The organism is Roseibium sp. M-1 (genome assembly GCF_054515675.1).
On the sequence record NZ_CM137257.1, the window covers coordinates 3,469,842 to 3,487,689 of the forward strand.

The following is a 17,848-nucleotide window of genomic DNA, read 5'->3' on the forward strand; positions in this document are numbered from 1 at the left end:
GTGGCAGCTCGTTCACCAATCGGTTAGGTTGTCGAGCCACGAAAGGCTTGGCCAATGCCGATGTCTTTGCCCTGCCGGGAGAACATGCATGCGTCTGTTGATCCTCGCTGCCGGTTTTCTTCTTCTGACCGTAGCGCCCTCGCTCGCACAGCGCGTCTACTGCCCCCTGCCGGAAGACGGGATCTGGGTCTATCCGGATGCCAAGCCCAAAGAGATTTCCAGGGTTGAGATCGAAAGCCGTTGCGAGAACGATGCAGTTGACGTGCGAGTGCGGGCCTTTACGTCCTGCATTCCCCGCGACTGCAAGTGGGGCTGGACTCAGGCGGAGCTGCGCTCCGATGGAGCTGTCCAGGTGCTGCTCATCGGCTTTCTCAGCAGCAAGCAACTGACCATCAAGGCCTTCGGCGATCTCCTGGACGTACGTGTGGTCAATGTCGTCAACGATCTGTCCGAACCGCGCACGCAAAACACCTATAATCTGAGACGCAAGTGAGACCGGCTTGACCGAGACAACAATCGGCCCTGGGTTTTTCCTTGCCTTGACGGCCCTTTCACTTACCCTACGTAATGCTGCATTGATCCATGCAGTGAACCGGACGGAGGGAAAACATGCGTCTCTTGAACACCGGTGTGGCGGCCCTTGCCCTGACCACGCTAACCGTCTTGCCGGCCAGCGCCTGTCCCTGGGACAAGACCGCGCAAGCCGATAACAACATGACAGTCGCCGAAACGGTCGTCGTTCCCGACATCGACACGGATGTGGCCATCGCGACCAACGACATCAGCGATGCGGTTCTGCCGGAAGCGACCGTCTTGCCGGTCCCCGGGGATAAGCCGGCGGAATAGTCCAGACTTCCGGAGTGTCGGGCATGCAGACGCATGCAATCATGATGCTCCGGCACTTTCAGGTCGATCAGCCTTGGGCATTCAAGCCTTCCCGGTTGAATGCCCACCGATGTCGAATTGCTCCAAGCCATTGCCCGCTGCCGCGCAGCGGGCTTTTTTTGTTGCAGAGAGACATCTGCACAAAATTTGCTGAAACCTGTCATGCCCCGGCCTCAACCGGATTGCAGAACGGAGCGACATTCTGATCGCAACCGGATCCGGGACGCCATGATTTCCAGACGCCGTTTTCTGCAAGGAATTGGCATTGCCATGCTGGGCGCCGTCACCGCGCCGGCCTATGCCGTCGGCATCGAGCCCTTCCGCCTGCGCATCGTTCACCACCACCTGAGACCGCCGCGCTGGCCACGGGACCTGGAACTGACCGCTGCCCTGATCGCCGACCCGCATGTCTGCGATCCCTGGATGGGGCTGGACCGGGTGCGCTCCATCGTCCGCCAGACCAATGCGCTGAAACCGGACATCATCCTGATGCTCGGAGACTACGTTGCCAGTCACACCTGGCAATACGACCCGATCCCGCCCCAGGCCTGGGCCGACATCTTCGGCGGATTGGGCGCGCCGCTCGGCGTCCACGCAATCCTCGGCAATCACGACTGGTGGGACGATGCCGATGCGCAGCTTTCAGGCCAGGGCCCGACGAAATACGGTCAGGCCCTGCTTAATGCCGGCATTCCGCTCTACCAGAACAGGGCAACGCGCATCGAAAAGGACGGCAAGGCCTTCTGGCTGGCCGGGATCGACGATCAGATCGCTCTTGCTCCCAATCGCCAATTGAAGCGCCGGCGCTGGAAAGGCCTGGACGACCTGACCGCCACGCTTGCCCAGGTCAGCGACGATGCGCCGGTCCTGCTCATGGCGCACGAGCCCGACATCATCGGAGAAGTGCCGTCGCGGGTCAGTCTCACGCTCAGCGGTCATACCCATGGAGGCCAGATCAACTGCTTCGGCTACCTGCCGGCGTTCCCCAAGAAAAAGGGCAAGAGCTATGCCTATGGCCACATCATCGAGCAAGAGGGCACGACACTGACCCGTCACCTGGGCCTTGCCATGGACCCCAGGCACCTGATCGTCTCCGGCGGTCTCGGCTGCTCCATCCTGCCTGTCCGCTTCGGCGTGCCGCCGGAAATCACCATGGTGCATCTGGGTGGATGAAAAGCCGGTGCCGCGATCTCCTGAGCGCCCCGCCGGCTCTTCAAGCGCTATTCCGCAGCAGCCTCGTGCACGGTCTTGTGCCGGTATTCCTTTAGCGACTGGGACAGGATCTGCACCGCGGAACTGAGGAACAGCCCTGCCATCAGTCCGGCGACGATCAGGTCCGGCCAGGCGGTCGCCGTGCCCCAGACACCTGCGGCGGCCAGCATGACGGCGGCGTTGCCGATGGCATCGTTCCGCGAACACAGCCAAACGGAGCGCACATTGGCATCGCCGTCCTTGTAGCGCACCAGCAGCAGAACGCTGGCAAGGTTGACGGCAAGCGCCAGGAAGCCGACCGAGCCCATGACGGCAGCCTGCGGCACACCGAGGACGAAGACCTGGTAGAGGGTCGAGGCCGCCACCCACAGGCCCATCAGGAAGAGGCTGGTGCCCTTCGCGAGCGCCGCCATGGCCCGGGTCCGCAGCGACGCACCGATGACGGCAAGCGAGATGCCATAGGTCACCGCATCGCCGAAGAAGTCGAGCGCATCGGCCTGCAGCGCTTTCGAGCCCGCCGCCTGACCCGCAATCATCTCGACCGCAAACATCCCGCCGTTCAAGGCAATCACCAGCCACAGGCGGCGGCGATAGTCTTTCGACATGCCGTCGAAGGTTCCGTGTGACTGGCCGCAACAGGCTCCCATAATTCGCTCCTTGCCTCTCGAAGGCATCTTGATTTTCAGGGTCGAACAGACTTTTAATTGCTATAGCGACTAGAGGTTCAAGAGGGTTTTATGGATTTTTCGATAGGCGATTTGTCAAAGCGCACCGGCGTGAAGGTGCCGACCATCCGCTACTACGAGAAAGAGGGTCTGCTGGAGGAGCCCGTGCGGACGGAGGGCAACCAGCGGCGCTACCGGCGGTCCGACCTGGAGCGGCTCGGCTTCATCCGCCACTGCCGCGATCTCGGCCTGCCGATGCCGGCGATCCGCGATCTGATCGAGCTCGGCCAGCATCCGGACAAACCCTGCGCCGCAGCCGACCGGATTGCCAAGGACCAGTTGAGCGCGGTGCGCCAGCGCATCACGCATCTGAAGAAACTGGAAGCGGAACTCAAGCGGATCGCAACAAGTTGCGCGGGCGATCATACGGTGACGGAGTGCAATGTCCTGAAGGCCTTCAGCGATCATAGCCTGTGCATGGAGGAGCACTGACGGGGACGGGTGCTCCGGTGTGCTAGACTGGAGAATGACCGACACGGGAGGTTCTCCAGATGATCATGCGCATCTTTCAGGTCGTCATCCGGCCCGGCAAGGAAGCGGACTTCAGCCGCTTCTTCCATGAGACGGCAATTCCCCTGATGAAGGGCACGCCGGGGATCGTGTCCGTTCTTCCCGGAGCCGCAAGGGCTGACAGCCCGCGCGAGTTCAGCTTCGTCATGGTCTGGAAGGATCTGGCGTCCCTGAAGGCCTTTGCCGGTGAGGACTACAAGAGCCCGCATATCGACCCGGCCGAAGCCGAACTCGTCGAATCCCGGACGATCAGGCACTATGATCTGGTCGAAGCCTGAACCTTGGAAATCCGTCCTTCGATAGCTGATCCGGCGATCGGGAAAGTCCCTATCTCCGGGCCAACGCTCTCGGCGCTGCATCCTCGCCCAGCTCCTGCACGGTGACGGCCCCGTCCTTGCGCTCCAGGCGCATAATGGACCAGCGGGTTTCAGGCAGATTGCAGGAATGCCGGCCAAGGAGGCAGGGGAGCTGCGGCACGCGGCGATAATCCGGATCCGGCCACACCTTCTCGGCAACGTCGTGCCGGCCTTTCAGATACCCGAGCAGCGTATATTCGCTGACATACCAGACGTCGCCTTCCAGGAGATCGTCCATGCTGGTGGCCCGGCCTTTCGGGAAGGTTCCGCCCCAGGTCCAGGAGAGCGCACCGTCGGTCTGATGGTCCAGGTAATGCTGTGCCATGACCTCGTCGATGAAGACACGTTTGCCGTCTTCAAGATCCTGACGGTAGGCAGAGGCGACCGCCTCGCCATTTCCGGCCTCTTTCGAGAAGAGGTAGAAACTGGCGAAATTTGCCGAGAGCAGCAGGAACAGCAACAGGGAGGCTGTTATCTTCAGCTTGGTCCAGCGCGCGCTCAACACCGCGTCCATCGCGACCAGGAAGACCATGGAAGCGGCAAGGTTCCGGATCAACGCCTTGTCATGAAGGAAGGCGCCGATGGCCTGGCCGGTGGCCAGCGCCAGGCAGAGCGCGGCCGGGACGCGCGCATTGCGCCAGAACAGGACTGCCGCAACTGCCCCAAAGGCCGCCGCCCGCACCAGTGCCTCGTCGTTGACACCGCTTCCGGTGGACCGGCTGGCGTGATAAGCGAACTGCTCCAGAAACTCGGAAAACTCGAAATCGCTCGAAACGGCGAAGACCGCGAGCGCCAGGGCCAGCGCCACCAGCCCCTCTGCGAGGACCCGCAGGATTGATGCCTGTCGGCCTGCAAGACGCCATATCTCGATGACGGCAATCGCCCCGAGGCTCCAGGCAAAGAGGGCGGGGGCGGCCAAAGGCGCGATGCCGAAAAGCGCCTTGCCGAGAATGCTGCCGGCCGTTTCCGCAGCCGTGCCGAACCTGATACCGATGACCGCCTTGATCAGAAGCGGCGCCGATATCAAAAGCGCCAGCATCCAGATCAGCGATCCGGTCACTTCCAGGCGGAAGCCCGCCACCACATACATCGGTGCGAACAGAAGCGGCGTGAAGAGAGCCGCCAGCCGCAAGTTCACCCTCAGGCAGACCATTGTGAAAGCAAGGCTGGTCAGCGCATAACAGAGGAACTCGTAGAGGACGAGCGCCGCGGTGCCCTTGCCCGCGACGGCAAATAAAAACCCTGCGAACATCAGATGCAGGCGCGGCTGCAGGTGATAGCTCTCAAGCCCAGGAAACTGCACGGCCAGCAGGGAATTCCAGTGCCGGCCGGTCGCCGCGAATTCCTGTGCCCAGGGCACGAAGAAGAGATCGTCCACATTCGGGATCGTGTGCGACGGCCAGAAGAAGACGAGACCGCAAAGGACAGTCAGGATCAGGCTGCCGAAGACGATTTCCCGGCTGCGGGACGGAACGGGTTCCGGAGCTGAATGCGCTGCGGCCTTTGTCAATTCGGTTCGCCTTCTTAAGAGACTTTCCGGAGGCTCATAACATCAAAAGCCGGTCTGAGGGGAAATGTCTGTTGGCCATCTCCCCTCAAGCTATCTTCCCCGCCAGGCGCAGCGCTTGCCGGAAGCCAGGACACCCGGGCAGATGCCGTCGCGCACCAGCAACCAATGAAGGTTCCCGGGTCCCCACCTTCGCGGGGATGTCACCTGACGTAACAAGGGGCCTCCAAGGTAAATCAGTCAAAAAACGCCCCGCCGAAGCGGGGCATTTTCGATCCCTCAGGAATGTATCGACTTCGCGAAGGCGCCGAGGGCGGCTTCCTTGACGGCTTCCGACATGGTCGGGTGGGCGTGGCAGGTTCGGGCGAGGTCTTCCGAGGAGCCGCCGAATTCCATCAGGACGGCAGCCTCGTGGATCATCTCGCCGGCGCCGAAGCCGACGATGTGAACGCCGAGCACCCGGTCGGTCTTGGCATCGGCCAGAACCTTGGCAAAGCCTTCGGTCTTGTTCATGGCGCGAGCGCGGCCATTGGCGGAGAAGACGAACTTGCCGGACTTGTAGTCGACGCCGGCTGCCTTCAGCTCTTCCTCGGTCTTGCCGACGGAGGCCACTTCCGGCTGCGTATAGACGACGCCCGGGATGACGTCATAGTTCACGTGACCGGCCTGGCCGGCGAGAATTTCGGCAATCGCAACGCCTTCATCCTCGGCCTTGTGCGCAAGCATCGGACCGATGACGACGTCGCCGATTGCATAAATGCCGTCGACACTGGTCTTGTAGTGGTTGTCGATCTTGACGCGGCCGCGCTCGTCCAGCGCGACACCGGCGCCATCGAGACCCAGGCCCTCCGTATAAGGACGACGGCCGATGGCGACGAGGACAATGTCGGCCTCGATTAACTGTGCATCGCCGCCCTTGGCCGGTTCAACTGTGACGGCAAGGCCCTTGCCCTTCTTTTCAACGCCGGTGACCTTGGAGGACAGTTTGAACTCCATGCCCTGCTTCTTCAGCATGCGCTGGAAGTTCTTGGAGACGTCGCCGTCCATCGGGCCCAGGATCTTGTCCATGAACTCGACCACGGTGACTTCAGCCCCGAGGCGGTTCCAGACCGAGCCGAGTTCCAGGCCGATCACGCCGCCGCCGACCACGACCAGCTTGCCTGGGACCTTGTCCAGTTCCAGCGCGCCGGTGGAGGACACCACCTGCTTCTCGTCGATCTCGACACCCGGCAGCGGCATGACGTCGGAGCCGGTGGCAATCACGATGCTCTTCGTCTCCAGAACACTCGCCTTGCCGTCTTCACCGGTCACCTCGACCTTGCCCTGGCCCAGGACCTTGCCGGTGCCGGTGTGAACGTCGATCTTGTTCTTTTTCATCAGGAAGGCAACGCCATTGACGTTGGCATCGACCACGTCGGTCTTGTGCTTCATCATCGCCGGCAGGTCGAGCTTCGGCTTTGCCACCTTGATGCCGATCTTTTCAAAACCGTGACCGGCTTCCTCGAACATTTCCGAGGCATGCAGCAGGGCTTTTGAGGGAATGCAGCCGATATTGAGGCAGGTGCCGCCAAGCGTAGTGCGTTTTTCGACAACGGCCGTCTTCAGGCCAAGCTGCGCGGCCTTGATCGCGCAGACATAGCCGCCCGGGCCGGTTCCGATGACGACGAGATCATATTGGGACATTGTGGTCGCCTTTGCCTCTTTCATTTCTGGTTCGAACAGGATGTTGGTTCAAGGAAGGATCGCCCGGCCGCCGGAGACATCCAGAATGGCGCCGGTCGTATAGCTGGACTGGTCGGAGAGAAGCCACAGAACCGCCTCGGCCACCTCGTCGGCGGTGCCGGCGCGTTTCATCGGCAGTTTGGACTTGAGCTGGGCCACCCGGTCGGGCAGGCCGCCGGAAGCATGGATATTGGTGTCGATGATGCCGGGCCGGACGCCATTGACCCGGATGCCCTCGTCGGCGACTTCCAGCGCCAGGCCGACGGTCATGGTGTCGATCGCGCCCTTGGAGGCGGCGTAGTCGACATATTGTCCCGGCGAGCCGAGTTTTGACGCGGCCGATCCCAGATTGACGATAACCCCGCCCTCGCCGCCATGACGGGTTGACATGCGCTTGACCGCCTCGCGGGCACACAGGAACGCACCAATTAAGTTGATGGAGAACATCCGCTGCAGCCGGGCCATCGACATCTCGTCGACCCGCTGCGGATAGTCGACGACGCCCGCATTGTTGACGAGGCCCTTGAGGGTGCCGAGCCGGTCCGCCTCCGCGAAGAGATGAAGGACATCGGCCTCGTTCTGGACATCGCCCTGCAGGACGGCGGCCTTGCCCCCAGCCTGGATGATCTCGCCCGCCAGGGTATCAGCGGCCTCGCGGTTATGGGAATAGTTGATGAGAACCGTATGGCCGAGCGCCGCGGCCTTGCGGCTGACCGCCGCGCCGATCCCGCGGCTTCCGCCTGTCACCAGAACAACCGTGTCCGTCATCCTTGCCCCCCTATTGCCCGCCGACGCGCGTCAGTTCTTCCGAGCCGCGCCCTCCGGCCCAGAGCCCTTGCAGGCGTCCATCCCCCGTCAGGGCATAGACGACGGGGGTCTTGTCGCCCCAGTCCACCGTCAGGACATTGCCGTCCAGTTCGCCGACGCCGCGATAGCTGCTCGTGCCGACCTGCCAGACGAGCGTGTATTTGCGGCCCTGCTGCGACAGCTCGACCTTGCCCTCGTAGGTGCTGCCGTTCGGGTTCTGCCCCGCAACCGCATAGGTGCCCTGAAGAAGCTCCTGGCTGGTCTCCGCGGCGCGGGCATAGATCGTCAGTTTCTCGGCCGCCGAGCCGTCGGCCCATTCACCGTCCAGGGTTTCGTCGTTCAGGAATGAATAGACGACCGGATGCTTGTCCCCCCAGTTGACCACCAGCATGCGTCCGGCAAATTCGCCGACGCCGGTAAAGACGCTGCTGCCGATCCACCACGTGAAACGCGCATTGCTTCCCTCGGGCGTGATGGCCAGCATGCCGGTATAGACCGTGCCATTGGGGTTGATGCCCGCCACCTTGTAGACCCCGGAAATATGCCGAGCCGGGCCGTTCCGGGCAGCGCTGTCCCGCAGCGCTGCTCCCACGGAGGAAAGGGCACTGACCTTCACCGCGTTGGCGGCCGGATCCGAGGAGCTGCCTGCCACAAAGGTGAAGTCACCGAAGAAGGACGAGGAGATCCACGGCGTCTGCTGGCCCTGGGTTTCCTGGTAGACACCCTTCAGGGTCTGCTTGAAGGTTTCTTCCAGCGACAGGGCCGGTGTCGCGATCGCGTTCGCAAGATATTTGGTATAGGGGCTGTTGCTCCCTTCCCCATCAAGCGCGACCGCGCCAGGCGAGGTGGAATAGGAAACGAACAGGCTGGCATTGCTGTCGATGCGCGACAGGCCGGACGCCTCACCGCCCAGCGGATTGGTGCGGCAGGCGTCGAGCACGACGATGTTGAGCCCGTCATGAGCCTTCGTCATCGCCCCGACCGCATCGCTGACGGCGACCAACTCCCGGCGCAGGTCCGTTTCGTCCGGTGCGTCGGCACCGACAGGCAGAAGATAGTTCTCGCCCTCGATCTGAACGCCATGGCCGGCAAAATAGAAAAGCCCGACGCCACCCTGCTGCTTCAGCGTTTCGCCGAAAGCCGCGATCGCCTGTTCCATGGATTCGCGGCTGGCATCGGTCTGCAGGATGACCTTGAACCCGGCCTTGTCGAGCGCACGGGCGATGGCAACGGCGTCGTTGACCGGATTGGAGAGCGGACCATAGGTATATTGTGCGTTGCCGATGACCAACGCGGTGCGCGGCTCCGCGGCAAGAGCAGAGGCTGCACCGAGGCAGAGCACGGTCCAGATGACAAGAAGAAGCGCGAGGGCGCGATGCAGCACTGTGCTCATTGTCTCGAAGATCCTCCAGCTCGTCCCGGTCACTTTGCCTGCGGTTCCGGTTATTGCTCCGCCAGAGCCAGCCGCAAGCCGAAGCCGGCGAAAGTCACCGCAACCGTGCGGCGCATCCAGACCATGACGCGGTCGCTCTTCAGCACCTTGTCGCCGACCAGCGATGCAAAGGCGCCGTAGACAACGAAGACGGCAAAGGTCATCGCCATGAAGACGCCGCCCATCATCAGCATGTCGAGTGTCGGATTGACGGCTGCCGGGCTGACGAATTGCGGCAGGAAGGCGAGGAAAAACACCGTCAGCTTCGGATTGAGGATGTTGATCAGAAAACCGGTTCGAGCCGTGGCTAGAAAGCCTTTGCGGGTCTGTTTGTCCGCCTTCAGCTCCATCGGACCGCTGTCCTTGAGCGTCTGCCAGGCGAGGTAAAGCAAATAGGCGACACCGGCATATTTGACGAGCTGGAACACCAGGGCGCTGGTATGCATCAGCGCTGCCAGTCCGACGACGGAAGCCAGGATGGCCGGAATGATGCCGAGCGTGCAGCCGAAGGCGGCAGCAACAGACGCCTGCCGCCCTCGCCCAAGCCCGACGGCGACCGTGTAGACAACGCCAGTCCCAGGGATCAGAACCACGATCAGGGCGGTAATCAGAAATTCCAGGCTCATGATCCGGATCCTCCGGGCTTGGCGGTCAACGGTTCCGGATCAGAGATCCAGAACCAGGCGTTGCGGGTCTTCCAGGCTTTCCTTGACGCGCACCAGGAAGGTCACGGCTTCCTTGCCGTCGACGATCCGGTGGTCGTAGGAGAGCGCCAGATACATCATAGGGCGGATCACCACCTGGCCGTTCACGGCCATCGGCCGTTCCTGGATCTTGTGCATGCCCAGAATACCGGACTGCGGCGCATTCAGGATCGGCGACGACATCAGCGAACCATACACCCCACCGTTGGAGATGGTGAAGGTGCCGCCGGACATGTCAGCCATGCCGAGTTTGCCGTCCCGGGCCTTCTTGCCGAGATTGCCGATTTCCTTTTCGATTTCGGCAATCGACATCTGGTCGGCATCACGCACAACCGGAACCACCAGGCCCTTGTCGGTGCCGACAGCCACGCCGACGTGGCAGAAGTTCTTGTAGATGATGTCGGTGCCGTCGATTTCGGCGTTGACGGCCGGGATTTCCTTCAACGCGTGGCAGACGGCCTTGGTGAAGAAACCCATGAAGCCGAGCTTGACGCCGTGCTTCTTCTCGAACAGGTCCTTGTACTGCTTGCGCAGCTCCATGACCGGACCCATGTCCACCTCGTTATAGGTGGTCAGCATGGCGGCCGTGTTCTGGGCGTCCTTCAGGCGGCGCGCGATGGTCTGGCGCAGCTTGGTCATGCGCACGCGTTCTTCGCGCACTTCGTCCTGGGCCGCAACCGGGCCGCGGGCGACGGCGGCCGGTGCCGGAGCGGCGGCGGCCGTCGCGCCGGAGGCGATCGCGTTGATGACGTCTTCCTTCAGCACCTGACCGCGCTTGCCGGAACCGGCAACCTGATCGGCGGAGAGATTGTTTTCGGCCATCATCTTCTGAGCGGACGGAGCTGCCGGCATGGACGAGCCGGAGCTCTTTGCCGGAGCGGCCGGAGCAGCGGCTGCGGCGGGAGCAGCAGACGCTGCCTCACCGGACGGATCGATCTGGCAGAGCAGAGTGCCCGGCTCGACCGTCGTGCCGGTTGCAGCGGCGATCTTGACGACGGTACCGGCGACAGGAGCGGGAACTTCCTGCGCTGCCTTGTCGGTTTCCAGTTCCACCAGCGTGTCGTCGGCCTTGACTACGTCGCCGACCTTCACGCTCCACTCGCCGACTTCCGCTTCGGTGACGGATTCACCGGCGCTCGGCGTCAGGACGTCGACCAGTTCTGCCTTGCCTGAGGGTTTGGCGTCGGATTTTGCTTCCTTCTTGGCCGGTGCGGCGGCGGCTGCCCCCGCGCCTTCGGCGATCTGGCCGAGCAGAGCGCCGACCTCGACGGTCGCGCCTTCCTTGACCACGATGCTTTCCAGCGTTCCGGCTGCCGGTGCCGGAACTTCCACGGTCACCTTGTCGGTTTCCAGCTCCACCAGCGGTTCGTCCTGGGCGACGGCGTCACCCGGTTTTTTGAACCACTGCGCAATGGTCGCTTCAGAAACGGATTCACCCAGCGTGGGCACGCGAATTTCGGTTGCCATGGTCGCCTTCTCTTAAAATTACCTGGCCAAATTTTGTGAAGAGGGCCCGCAGGCCCTCTTGAACGGGGACGTCTAGTTTCCGAGCGCCTCTTCGAGGAACGCCTGCAGCTGCGCCAGATGCGAGGACATCAGACCGGTCGCGGTCGAGGCCATGGCATTGCGGCCGGCATAACGCGGGCGTTTGTGCTTGGCATCGATCTGCTCCAGCACCCACTCGATATAGGGTTCGACGAAGAACCAGCTACCCATGTTCTTGGGCTCTTCCTGGCACCAGACCATCTCCGCCTGCGGGAAGCGGGCGAGTTCCAGCATCAGGGCCTTTTTCGGGAACGGGTAGAGCTGTTCGACGCGCATCAGGTAGACGTCGTTGACGCCGCGCTTTTCGCGCTCCTCGAACAGGTCGTAATAGACCTTGCCCGAGCACATCACGACGCGGCGGATCTTGTCGTCCGAAACCAGCTTGCCTTCCGAGGACAGATTAGAGCCCCAGTCGTCCCACAGGACGCGGTGGAAGGACGAATTCGGTCCGAGTTCCGGCAGTGTGGACACCGCGCGCTTGTGGCGCAGAAGGGATTTCGGCGTCATCAGGATCAGCGGCTTGCGGATGTCGCGGCGCAGCTGACGGCGCAGGATGTGGAAGTAGTTCGACGGGGTCGAACAGTTCGCCACCTGCATGTTGTCTTCCGCGCAAAGCTGCAGGAAGCGCTCAAGGCGCGCGGAAGAGTGTTCCGGTCCCTGGCCTTCATAGCCATGCGGCAGCAGGCAGACGAGACCGGACATGCGCAGCCACTTGCGCTCGCCCGAGGAGATGAACTGGTCGAACACCACCTGGGCGCCGTTGGCGAAATCGCCGAACTGGGCTTCCCACAGGGTCAGCGCACGAGGCTCTGCCAGCGAGTAGCCGTACTCGAAGCCCAGCACCGCTTCTTCCGACAGCATCGAGTTGATGACCTCGTAGCGCTGCTGGCCGGAGGCGATGTTGTTGAGCGGAATGTAGCGGCTTTCGTCTTCCTGGTCGTAGAGCACCGAATGGCGCTGGGAGAAGGTCCCGCGTTCGCAATCCTGGCCGGACAGACGCACCGGGTGGCCTTCCTTGAGGAGCGACGCAAAGGCGAGCGCTTCCGCGGTCGCCCAGTCGATGCCTTCACCTGTCTCGATCATCCGCTCGCGCTGGTTCATGAACCTGGCGATGGTGCGGTGGATGTTGAAACCTTCCGGCACATGGGTCAGCGCCCGTCCGAGGTCCTTCAGTTCTGCAATCGGCAGGCCGGTTTCGCCGCGGCGTGGATCGTCCTCGTCGTCGGCGCGCTTCATGCCGGCCCACTTGCCGTCCAGCCAGTCGGCTTTGTTCGGCTTGAAGGCCTGGCCCGCATCGAACTCGTCGTCCAGATGCTTGCGCCAGTCGGCCTTCATCTGCTCGACTTCGTCCGTCGACAGCACGCCTTCCTTGACGAGGCGCTCGGAATAGAGCTGCAGCGTCGTCGCGTGCTTGCGGATCTTGCGGTACATGATCGGCTGCGTGAACGCCGGCTCGTCGCCCTCGTTGTGGCCGAAGCGGCGGTAGCAGATCATGTCGATGACCACCGGACGGTGGAAGGTCTGGCGGAACTCGATGGCGATTTTGGCCGCAAAGACAACCGCTTCCGGATCGTCGGCATTGACGTGGAAGATCGGCGCTTCGATCACCTTCGCCATATCCGACGGATAAGGCGAGGAGCGCGAGAAACGCGGGTTGGTGGTGAAGCCGATCTGGTTGTTGATGATCACATGGACCGAACCGCCGGTGCGGTGGCCGCGCAGCGCGGACAGGCCGAAACACTCCGCCACGACGCCCTGGCCGGCAAAGGCCGCATCGCCATGCAGCAGCAGCGGCAGCACGGTGCCACGATCGATCTCGGTGGTGTCGACGAAGTTGCCATTCGCATTGGCGGCCAGCTGATCCTGCTTGGCGCGGGCCTTGCCGAGCACCACCGGGTTGACGATTTCCAGATGCGAGGGGTTCGCCGTCAGCGACAGGTGCACCTCGTTGCCGTCGAAGGACCGGTCCGAAGAGGCGCCGAGGTGGTATTTCACGTCGCCGGAGCCTTCCACTTCGTCGGGGGCGTAGGAGCCGCCCTTGAATTCGTGGAAGATGGCGCGGTGCGGCTTGCCCATCACCTGGGACAGCACGTTCAGGCGGCCGCGGTGGGCCATGCCGAGCACGATGTCCTTGAGGCCCATCTGGCCGCCGCGCTTGATGATCTGTTCGAGCGCCGGGATCAGCGCTTCGCCGCCGTCGAGGCCGAAACGCTTGGTGCCGGTGTATTTGACGTCCAGGAACTTCTCGAAGCCTTCGGACTCGACCAGCTTGTTCAGGATCGCCTTCTTGCCTTCATTAGTGAAGGCCACCTGCTTGTCCGGACCTTCGATGCGCTCCTGGATCCAGGCCTTGGCCGCCGGATCGGAAATATGCATGAACTCGACACCGAGGGTCGAGCAGTAGGTCCGCTTCAGGATGTCCAGCATCTCGCGGATGGTGGCGTATTCGAGGCCGAGAACATGGTCGATGAAGATCTTGCGGTCCCAGTCGGCTTCCACGAAGCCATAGGAGGACGGGTGCAGTTCTTCATGGTCGCCCTTGCCGGCGATGCCGAGCGGGTCGAGATCGGCGTGCAGGTGACCGCGCATGCGGTAGGCGCGGATCATCATCAGCGCGCGGACGGAGTCGCGAGTGGCCTGATGCACCTCGGTGTCCGATACCGGCGCGCCCTTGGCAACCGCCTTTTCCTTCAACTTGTCGCCGAGCTTCTGCTCGATCGGCGCCCAGTTGCCGTCAAAGGCATTGACGAGATCGCCGTTGGCTTCGATCGGCCAGTCCTTGCGCTTCCACGGTGCCCCGCGCGCTTCCTTCAGGACGGCTTCCTTCTCGTCCTGAAAGGCAGCAAAGAAGTCCTGCCACTCGGCATCGACCGAGTTCGGATCCGTCTTGTACTGTGCGTAGAGGTCTTCGATATAGGCTGCGTTGGCGCCGTAAAGCAACGACGTCAGTGCGAATACGTTGTTCGCTTCCTGCCGTGCCATGTCCTTTAGCGGAGGGTCGCTCCGCCCTTTTTGTTTGGCGGGTCCAATCAAAAATGACCCGCGGCCGGTTTCCCTATACGGCCGGTGCCCGGGAACGCCCGCTGGCACCAACCCCTCGAAAAATGGTCGCGCCGCGCAATCGGCGCCGCAACCCATCCTTTCACCATGCGACAGGAAACGTAAACAGTTTCGGTCCCTGTCGCCAAAGATTCTTGCAGAATCAGCCCTTCAGGACTTCCAGAAGGGTCTCGCCGAGCTTCGCCGGAGATGGTGACACCTTGATGCCAGCAGCCTCCATCGCAGCGATTTTGTCTTCCGCGCCGCCCTTGCCGCCGGAAATGACGGCACCGGCATGGCCCATGGTGCGGCCCGGAGGCGCTGTGCGGCCTGCAATGAAGCCCGCCATCGGCTTGGACCGGCCGCGCTTGGCTTCGTCCTTCAGGAACTGAGCTGCGTCTTCTTCCGCGGAACCGCCGATTTCGCCGATCATGATGATCGACTGGGTCTCGTCGTCGGCCAGGAACATTTCCAGGACGTCGATGAACTCGGTGCCCTTGACCGGATCGCCACCGATGCCGACGGCGGTCGTCTGACCGAGGCCCGCATTGGTGGTCTGGAAGACGGCTTCATAGGTGAGCGTGCCGGAGCGGGAAACGACGCCGACAGAGCCCTTCTTGAAGATGGAGCCCGGCATGATACCGATCTTGCACTCTTCCGGGGTCAGGATGCCCGGGCAGTTCGGACCGAGCAGGCGCGACTTGGACTTTTCAAGCCTGGCCTTGACCTTGACCATGTCGGCGACCGGGATGCCCTCGGTGATGCAGACGATGAACGGGATTTCCGCCTCGATCGCCTCGATGATCGCAGCGCCCGCGCCTGCCGGTGGGACGTAGATCACGGAAGCGTCCGCGCCGGTTGCTTCCCGGGCTTCGCCGACGGAGGCATAGATCGGCAGCTGGGCAGAGCCCTCGACGCTGCCCCAGGTCTCGCCACCCTTCTTCGGATGAACGCCGGCAACCATCTTGGTGCCGTAATATTCAAGTGCCTGTTCGGTGTGGAACGTGCCGGTCTTGCCGGTCAGGCCCTGAACGATGATTTTCGTGTCTTTATTGACGAGGATGGACATTTACGCGCCCCCCTTCACGGCTTGCACGATTTTCTGGGCGGCGTCGTCGAGATCGTCGGCGGCGATCACGTTCAGACCGCTTTCATTGATGATCGTCTTGCCGAGTTCCACGTTGGTGCCTTCCAGGCGCACGACGAGCGGAACCTTGAGGCCGACTTCCTTGACTGCTGCAACCACGCCTTCCGCGATCACGTCGCAGCGCATGATGCCGCCGAAGATGTTGACCAGGATGCCCTTCACGTTCGGATCGGAGGTGATGATCTTGAACGCCGCCGTCACCTTCTCCTTGGACGCGCCACCACCGACATCGAGGAAGTTCGCCGGCTCGGCGCCGTAGAGCTTGATGATGTCCATGGTCGCCATGGCAAGGCCGGCACCGTTGACCATGCAGCCGATGTCGCCGTCGAGAGCTACATAGGCGAGGTCATACTTGGAGGCCTCGATTTCCTTGTCGTCTTCTTCGGTGACGTCGCGCAGTTCCATGATGTCCGGATGACGGAACAGCGCGTTGCCGTCGAAGGAGACCTTGGCGTCGAGGACGCGCAGGCGGCCGTTCTTCATGACGATCAGCGGGTTCACTTCCAGAAGGCTCATGTCCTTCTCGACGAAGGCCTTGTGCAGGATCGGGAAGAGCTTCATGCCGTCTTCGCGGGCTTCACCGGAGAGTTCCAGCGCGTCGCAAAGCTTGCCGGCATCGGCAGCGGTGACACCGGTGTCCGGATCGATCGGCAGGGTGACGATCTTTTCCGGGGTCTCTTCGGCAACGGCCTCGATGTCCATGCCGCCTTCGGTGGACACGACGAAGGCCGGACGGCCGACGGTGCGATCCACCAGGATGGAGAGGTAAAGCTCGCGCTCGATGTCGGCGCCGTCTTCGATGTAAAGACGGTTGACCACCTTGCCGGCAGCTCCGGTCTGCTTGGTGACCAGGGTGTTGCCGAGCATTTCCTTGGCATTGGTCGTCACATCGTCCAAAGCGAAGGCAAGGCGCACACCGCCCTTGGCATCGGGGCCGAGTTCCTTGAACTTGCCCTTGCCGCGGCCGCCGGCATGGATCTGGGACTTCACGACCCAGAGCGGGCCCGGCAGGCTCTTTGCGGCGGCTTCCGCTTCATCGGCGGAGAAGATGGCGACGCCTTCGGCGACCGGCACACCGTATTCCTTCAGGACGGCCTTGGCCTGGTATTCATGAATGTTCATGTGTTTCCCCCGTTGTCGGAGGACCGTCCCCAGGTTTCCAAGGGACGGCCGCTAATGCATTGGCAGGCGCTTAACCGAGCGCCGGCTGGATCTTCTTGCAGGCGTCGACGAGACCGGCGACGGAGCCGACGGACTTGTCGAAATTGGCCTTCTCGTCGCCCTGAAGGTCGATCTCGATGATGCGTTCGACACCACCGGCGCCGATCACGACCGGCACGCCGACATAGGTGTCCTTGAGGCCGTACTGGCCGTCGAGGGCTGCCGCGCACGGCAGGACGCGCTTCTTGTCCTTCAGGTAGCTCTCGGCCATCGCGATTGCGGAAGAGGCCGGGGCATAGAAGGCGGAACCGGTCTTCAGGAGGCCGACGATCTCCGCGCCGCCGTCACGGGTGCGCTGGACGATCTCTTCCAGGCGCTCGGCCGTGCACCAGCCCATCTTGACAAGGTCCGGCAGCGGAATGCCGGCAACGGTGGAGTAGCGGGTCAGCGGCACCATGGTGTCGCCGTGGCCACCCAGCACGAAGGCGGTGACGTCTTCGACGGAGACGTTGAACTCGTCGGCGAGGAAATAACGGAAACGGGCGCTGTCGAGAACGCCGGCCATGCCGACGACCTTGTTCTTCGGCAGGCCGGAGAATTTCTGCAGGGCCCAGACCATCGCGTCGAGCGGGTTGGTGATGCAGATGACGAATGCGTTCGGGGCGAACTTGGCGATGCCGGCACCGACCTGCTCCATGACCTTCAGGTTGATTTCCAGAAGGTCGTCGCGGCTCATGCCCGGCTTGCGCGGAACACCGGCGGTCACGATGACGACGTCGGAGCCTTCGATGGCTTCGTAGCTGTTGGCACCTGCGAGCTTGGCGTCAAAACCGTCGACCGGGGAGGACTCGGCAAGGTCAAGCGCCTTACCCTGCGGAACACCTTCCGCGATGTCGAAGAGAACGATGTCTCCCAGTTCCTTCAAACCTGCCAGATGCGCGAGCGTGCCACCGATTTGTCCAGAGCCGATCAAGGCAATCTTGTTCCGAGCCATTTCGAAAGTTTCCCTTTACGTAAGATGGAACTCTATGCCATCCTCTGATGACCGAGGATGGCACTACTCCCTTTGGTTCGCCCGCGCAACCTCGCCAAAAGA

The 17,848-nt window shown here is 62.4% G+C and carries 16 protein-coding genes; 5 read left to right on the forward strand and 11 right to left on the reverse strand.

The genetic code is table 11. From position 1 onward, the window contains the following. The first annotated feature begins 88 nt into the window (after positions 1–88). From ACX3M4_RS15600 to ACX3M4_RS15610, 3 genes are all read left to right on the forward strand, one after another. A complete protein-coding gene (locus ACX3M4_RS15600; protein WP_459353925.1) occupies positions 89–493 on the forward strand; it encodes a serine/threonine protein kinase in 405 nt (134 codons plus the stop codon). 116 nt (positions 494–609) lie between these two features. Next, complete coding sequence (locus tag ACX3M4_RS15605; protein ID WP_459353926.1) at positions 610–846, forward strand: hypothetical protein; 237 nt, start codon at positions 610–612, stop codon at positions 844–846. A 267-nt stretch (positions 847–1,113) separates the two neighbouring features. Further along, a complete protein-coding gene (locus ACX3M4_RS15610) occupies positions 1,114–2,058 on the forward strand; it encodes a metallophosphoesterase (protein WP_459353927.1) in 945 nt (314 codons plus the stop codon). Positions 2,059–2,105: 47 nt separating this feature from the next. Here the strand turns inward: ACX3M4_RS15610 and ACX3M4_RS15615 are convergent, their stop codons facing one another. After that, positions 2,106–2,744, reverse strand: coding sequence for a cation transporter (locus tag ACX3M4_RS15615; protein ID WP_459353928.1), 639 nt, complete (start codon positions 2,742–2,744; stop codon positions 2,106–2,108). Positions 2,745–2,834: 90 nt separating this feature from the next. Between ACX3M4_RS15615 and ACX3M4_RS15620 the strand changes: the two genes are divergently transcribed. After that, positions 2,835–3,254, forward strand: coding sequence for a MerR family transcriptional regulator (locus ACX3M4_RS15620; protein ID WP_459353929.1), 420 nt, complete (start codon positions 2,835–2,837; stop codon positions 3,252–3,254). A gap of 59 nt (positions 3,255–3,313) precedes the next feature. Continuing rightward, positions 3,314–3,610, forward strand: coding sequence for an antibiotic biosynthesis monooxygenase family protein (locus ACX3M4_RS15625; RefSeq protein WP_459353930.1), 297 nt, complete (start codon positions 3,314–3,316; stop codon positions 3,608–3,610). A 49-nt stretch (positions 3,611–3,659) separates the two neighbouring features. Here the strand turns inward: ACX3M4_RS15625 and ACX3M4_RS15630 are convergent, their stop codons facing one another. The 10 genes from ACX3M4_RS15630 to mdh form a co-directional block, all read right to left on the reverse strand. After that, entirely contained in the window at positions 3,660–5,198 is a 1,539-nt protein-coding gene (locus ACX3M4_RS15630; protein WP_459353931.1) for a hypothetical protein, read from the reverse strand. A gap of 276 nt (positions 5,199–5,474) precedes the next feature. Then, a complete protein-coding gene (gene lpdA, locus ACX3M4_RS15635; RefSeq protein WP_459353932.1) occupies positions 5,475–6,878 on the reverse strand; it encodes a dihydrolipoyl dehydrogenase in 1,404 nt (467 codons plus the stop codon). Positions 6,879–6,926: 48 nt separating this feature from the next. Beyond that, positions 6,927–7,685 carry an SDR family oxidoreductase gene (locus tag ACX3M4_RS15640; protein ID WP_459353933.1) on the reverse strand — a complete coding sequence of 253 codons (759 nt, stop codon included), beginning with the start codon at positions 7,683–7,685 and terminating at the stop codon, positions 6,927–6,929. A gap of 10 nt (positions 7,686–7,695) precedes the next feature. Next, entirely contained in the window at positions 7,696–9,117 is a 1,422-nt protein-coding gene (lfb1, locus tag ACX3M4_RS15645; RefSeq protein WP_459353934.1) for an LIC10280 family protein, read from the reverse strand. 50 nt (positions 9,118–9,167) lie between these two features. Then, complete coding sequence (locus ACX3M4_RS15650) at positions 9,168–9,782, reverse strand: LysE family translocator (RefSeq protein WP_459353935.1); 615 nt, start codon at positions 9,780–9,782, stop codon at positions 9,168–9,170. 39 nt (positions 9,783–9,821) lie between these two features. Beyond that, positions 9,822–11,327: a 2-oxoglutarate dehydrogenase complex dihydrolipoyllysine-residue succinyltransferase gene (gene odhB, locus ACX3M4_RS15655; protein WP_459353936.1), complete on the reverse strand. Its 1,506-nt coding sequence runs from the start codon at positions 11,325–11,327 to the stop codon at positions 9,822–9,824. A gap of 72 nt (positions 11,328–11,399) precedes the next feature. Further along, a complete protein-coding gene (locus ACX3M4_RS15660) occupies positions 11,400–14,387 on the reverse strand; it encodes a 2-oxoglutarate dehydrogenase E1 component (protein ID WP_459353937.1) in 2,988 nt (995 codons plus the stop codon). 220 nt (positions 14,388–14,607) lie between these two features. After that, entirely contained in the window at positions 14,608–15,513 is a 906-nt protein-coding gene (gene sucD, locus ACX3M4_RS15665; RefSeq protein WP_459353938.1) for a succinate--CoA ligase subunit alpha, read from the reverse strand. Continuing rightward, complete coding sequence (sucC, locus tag ACX3M4_RS15670) at positions 15,514–16,713, reverse strand: ADP-forming succinate--CoA ligase subunit beta (RefSeq protein ID WP_459353939.1); 1,200 nt, start codon at positions 16,711–16,713, stop codon at positions 15,514–15,516. 70 nt (positions 16,714–16,783) lie between these two features. Beyond that, positions 16,784–17,746, reverse strand: coding sequence for a malate dehydrogenase (gene mdh, locus ACX3M4_RS15675; RefSeq protein WP_459353940.1), 963 nt, complete (start codon positions 17,744–17,746; stop codon positions 16,784–16,786). Positions 17,747–17,848: the final 102 nt, after the last annotated feature.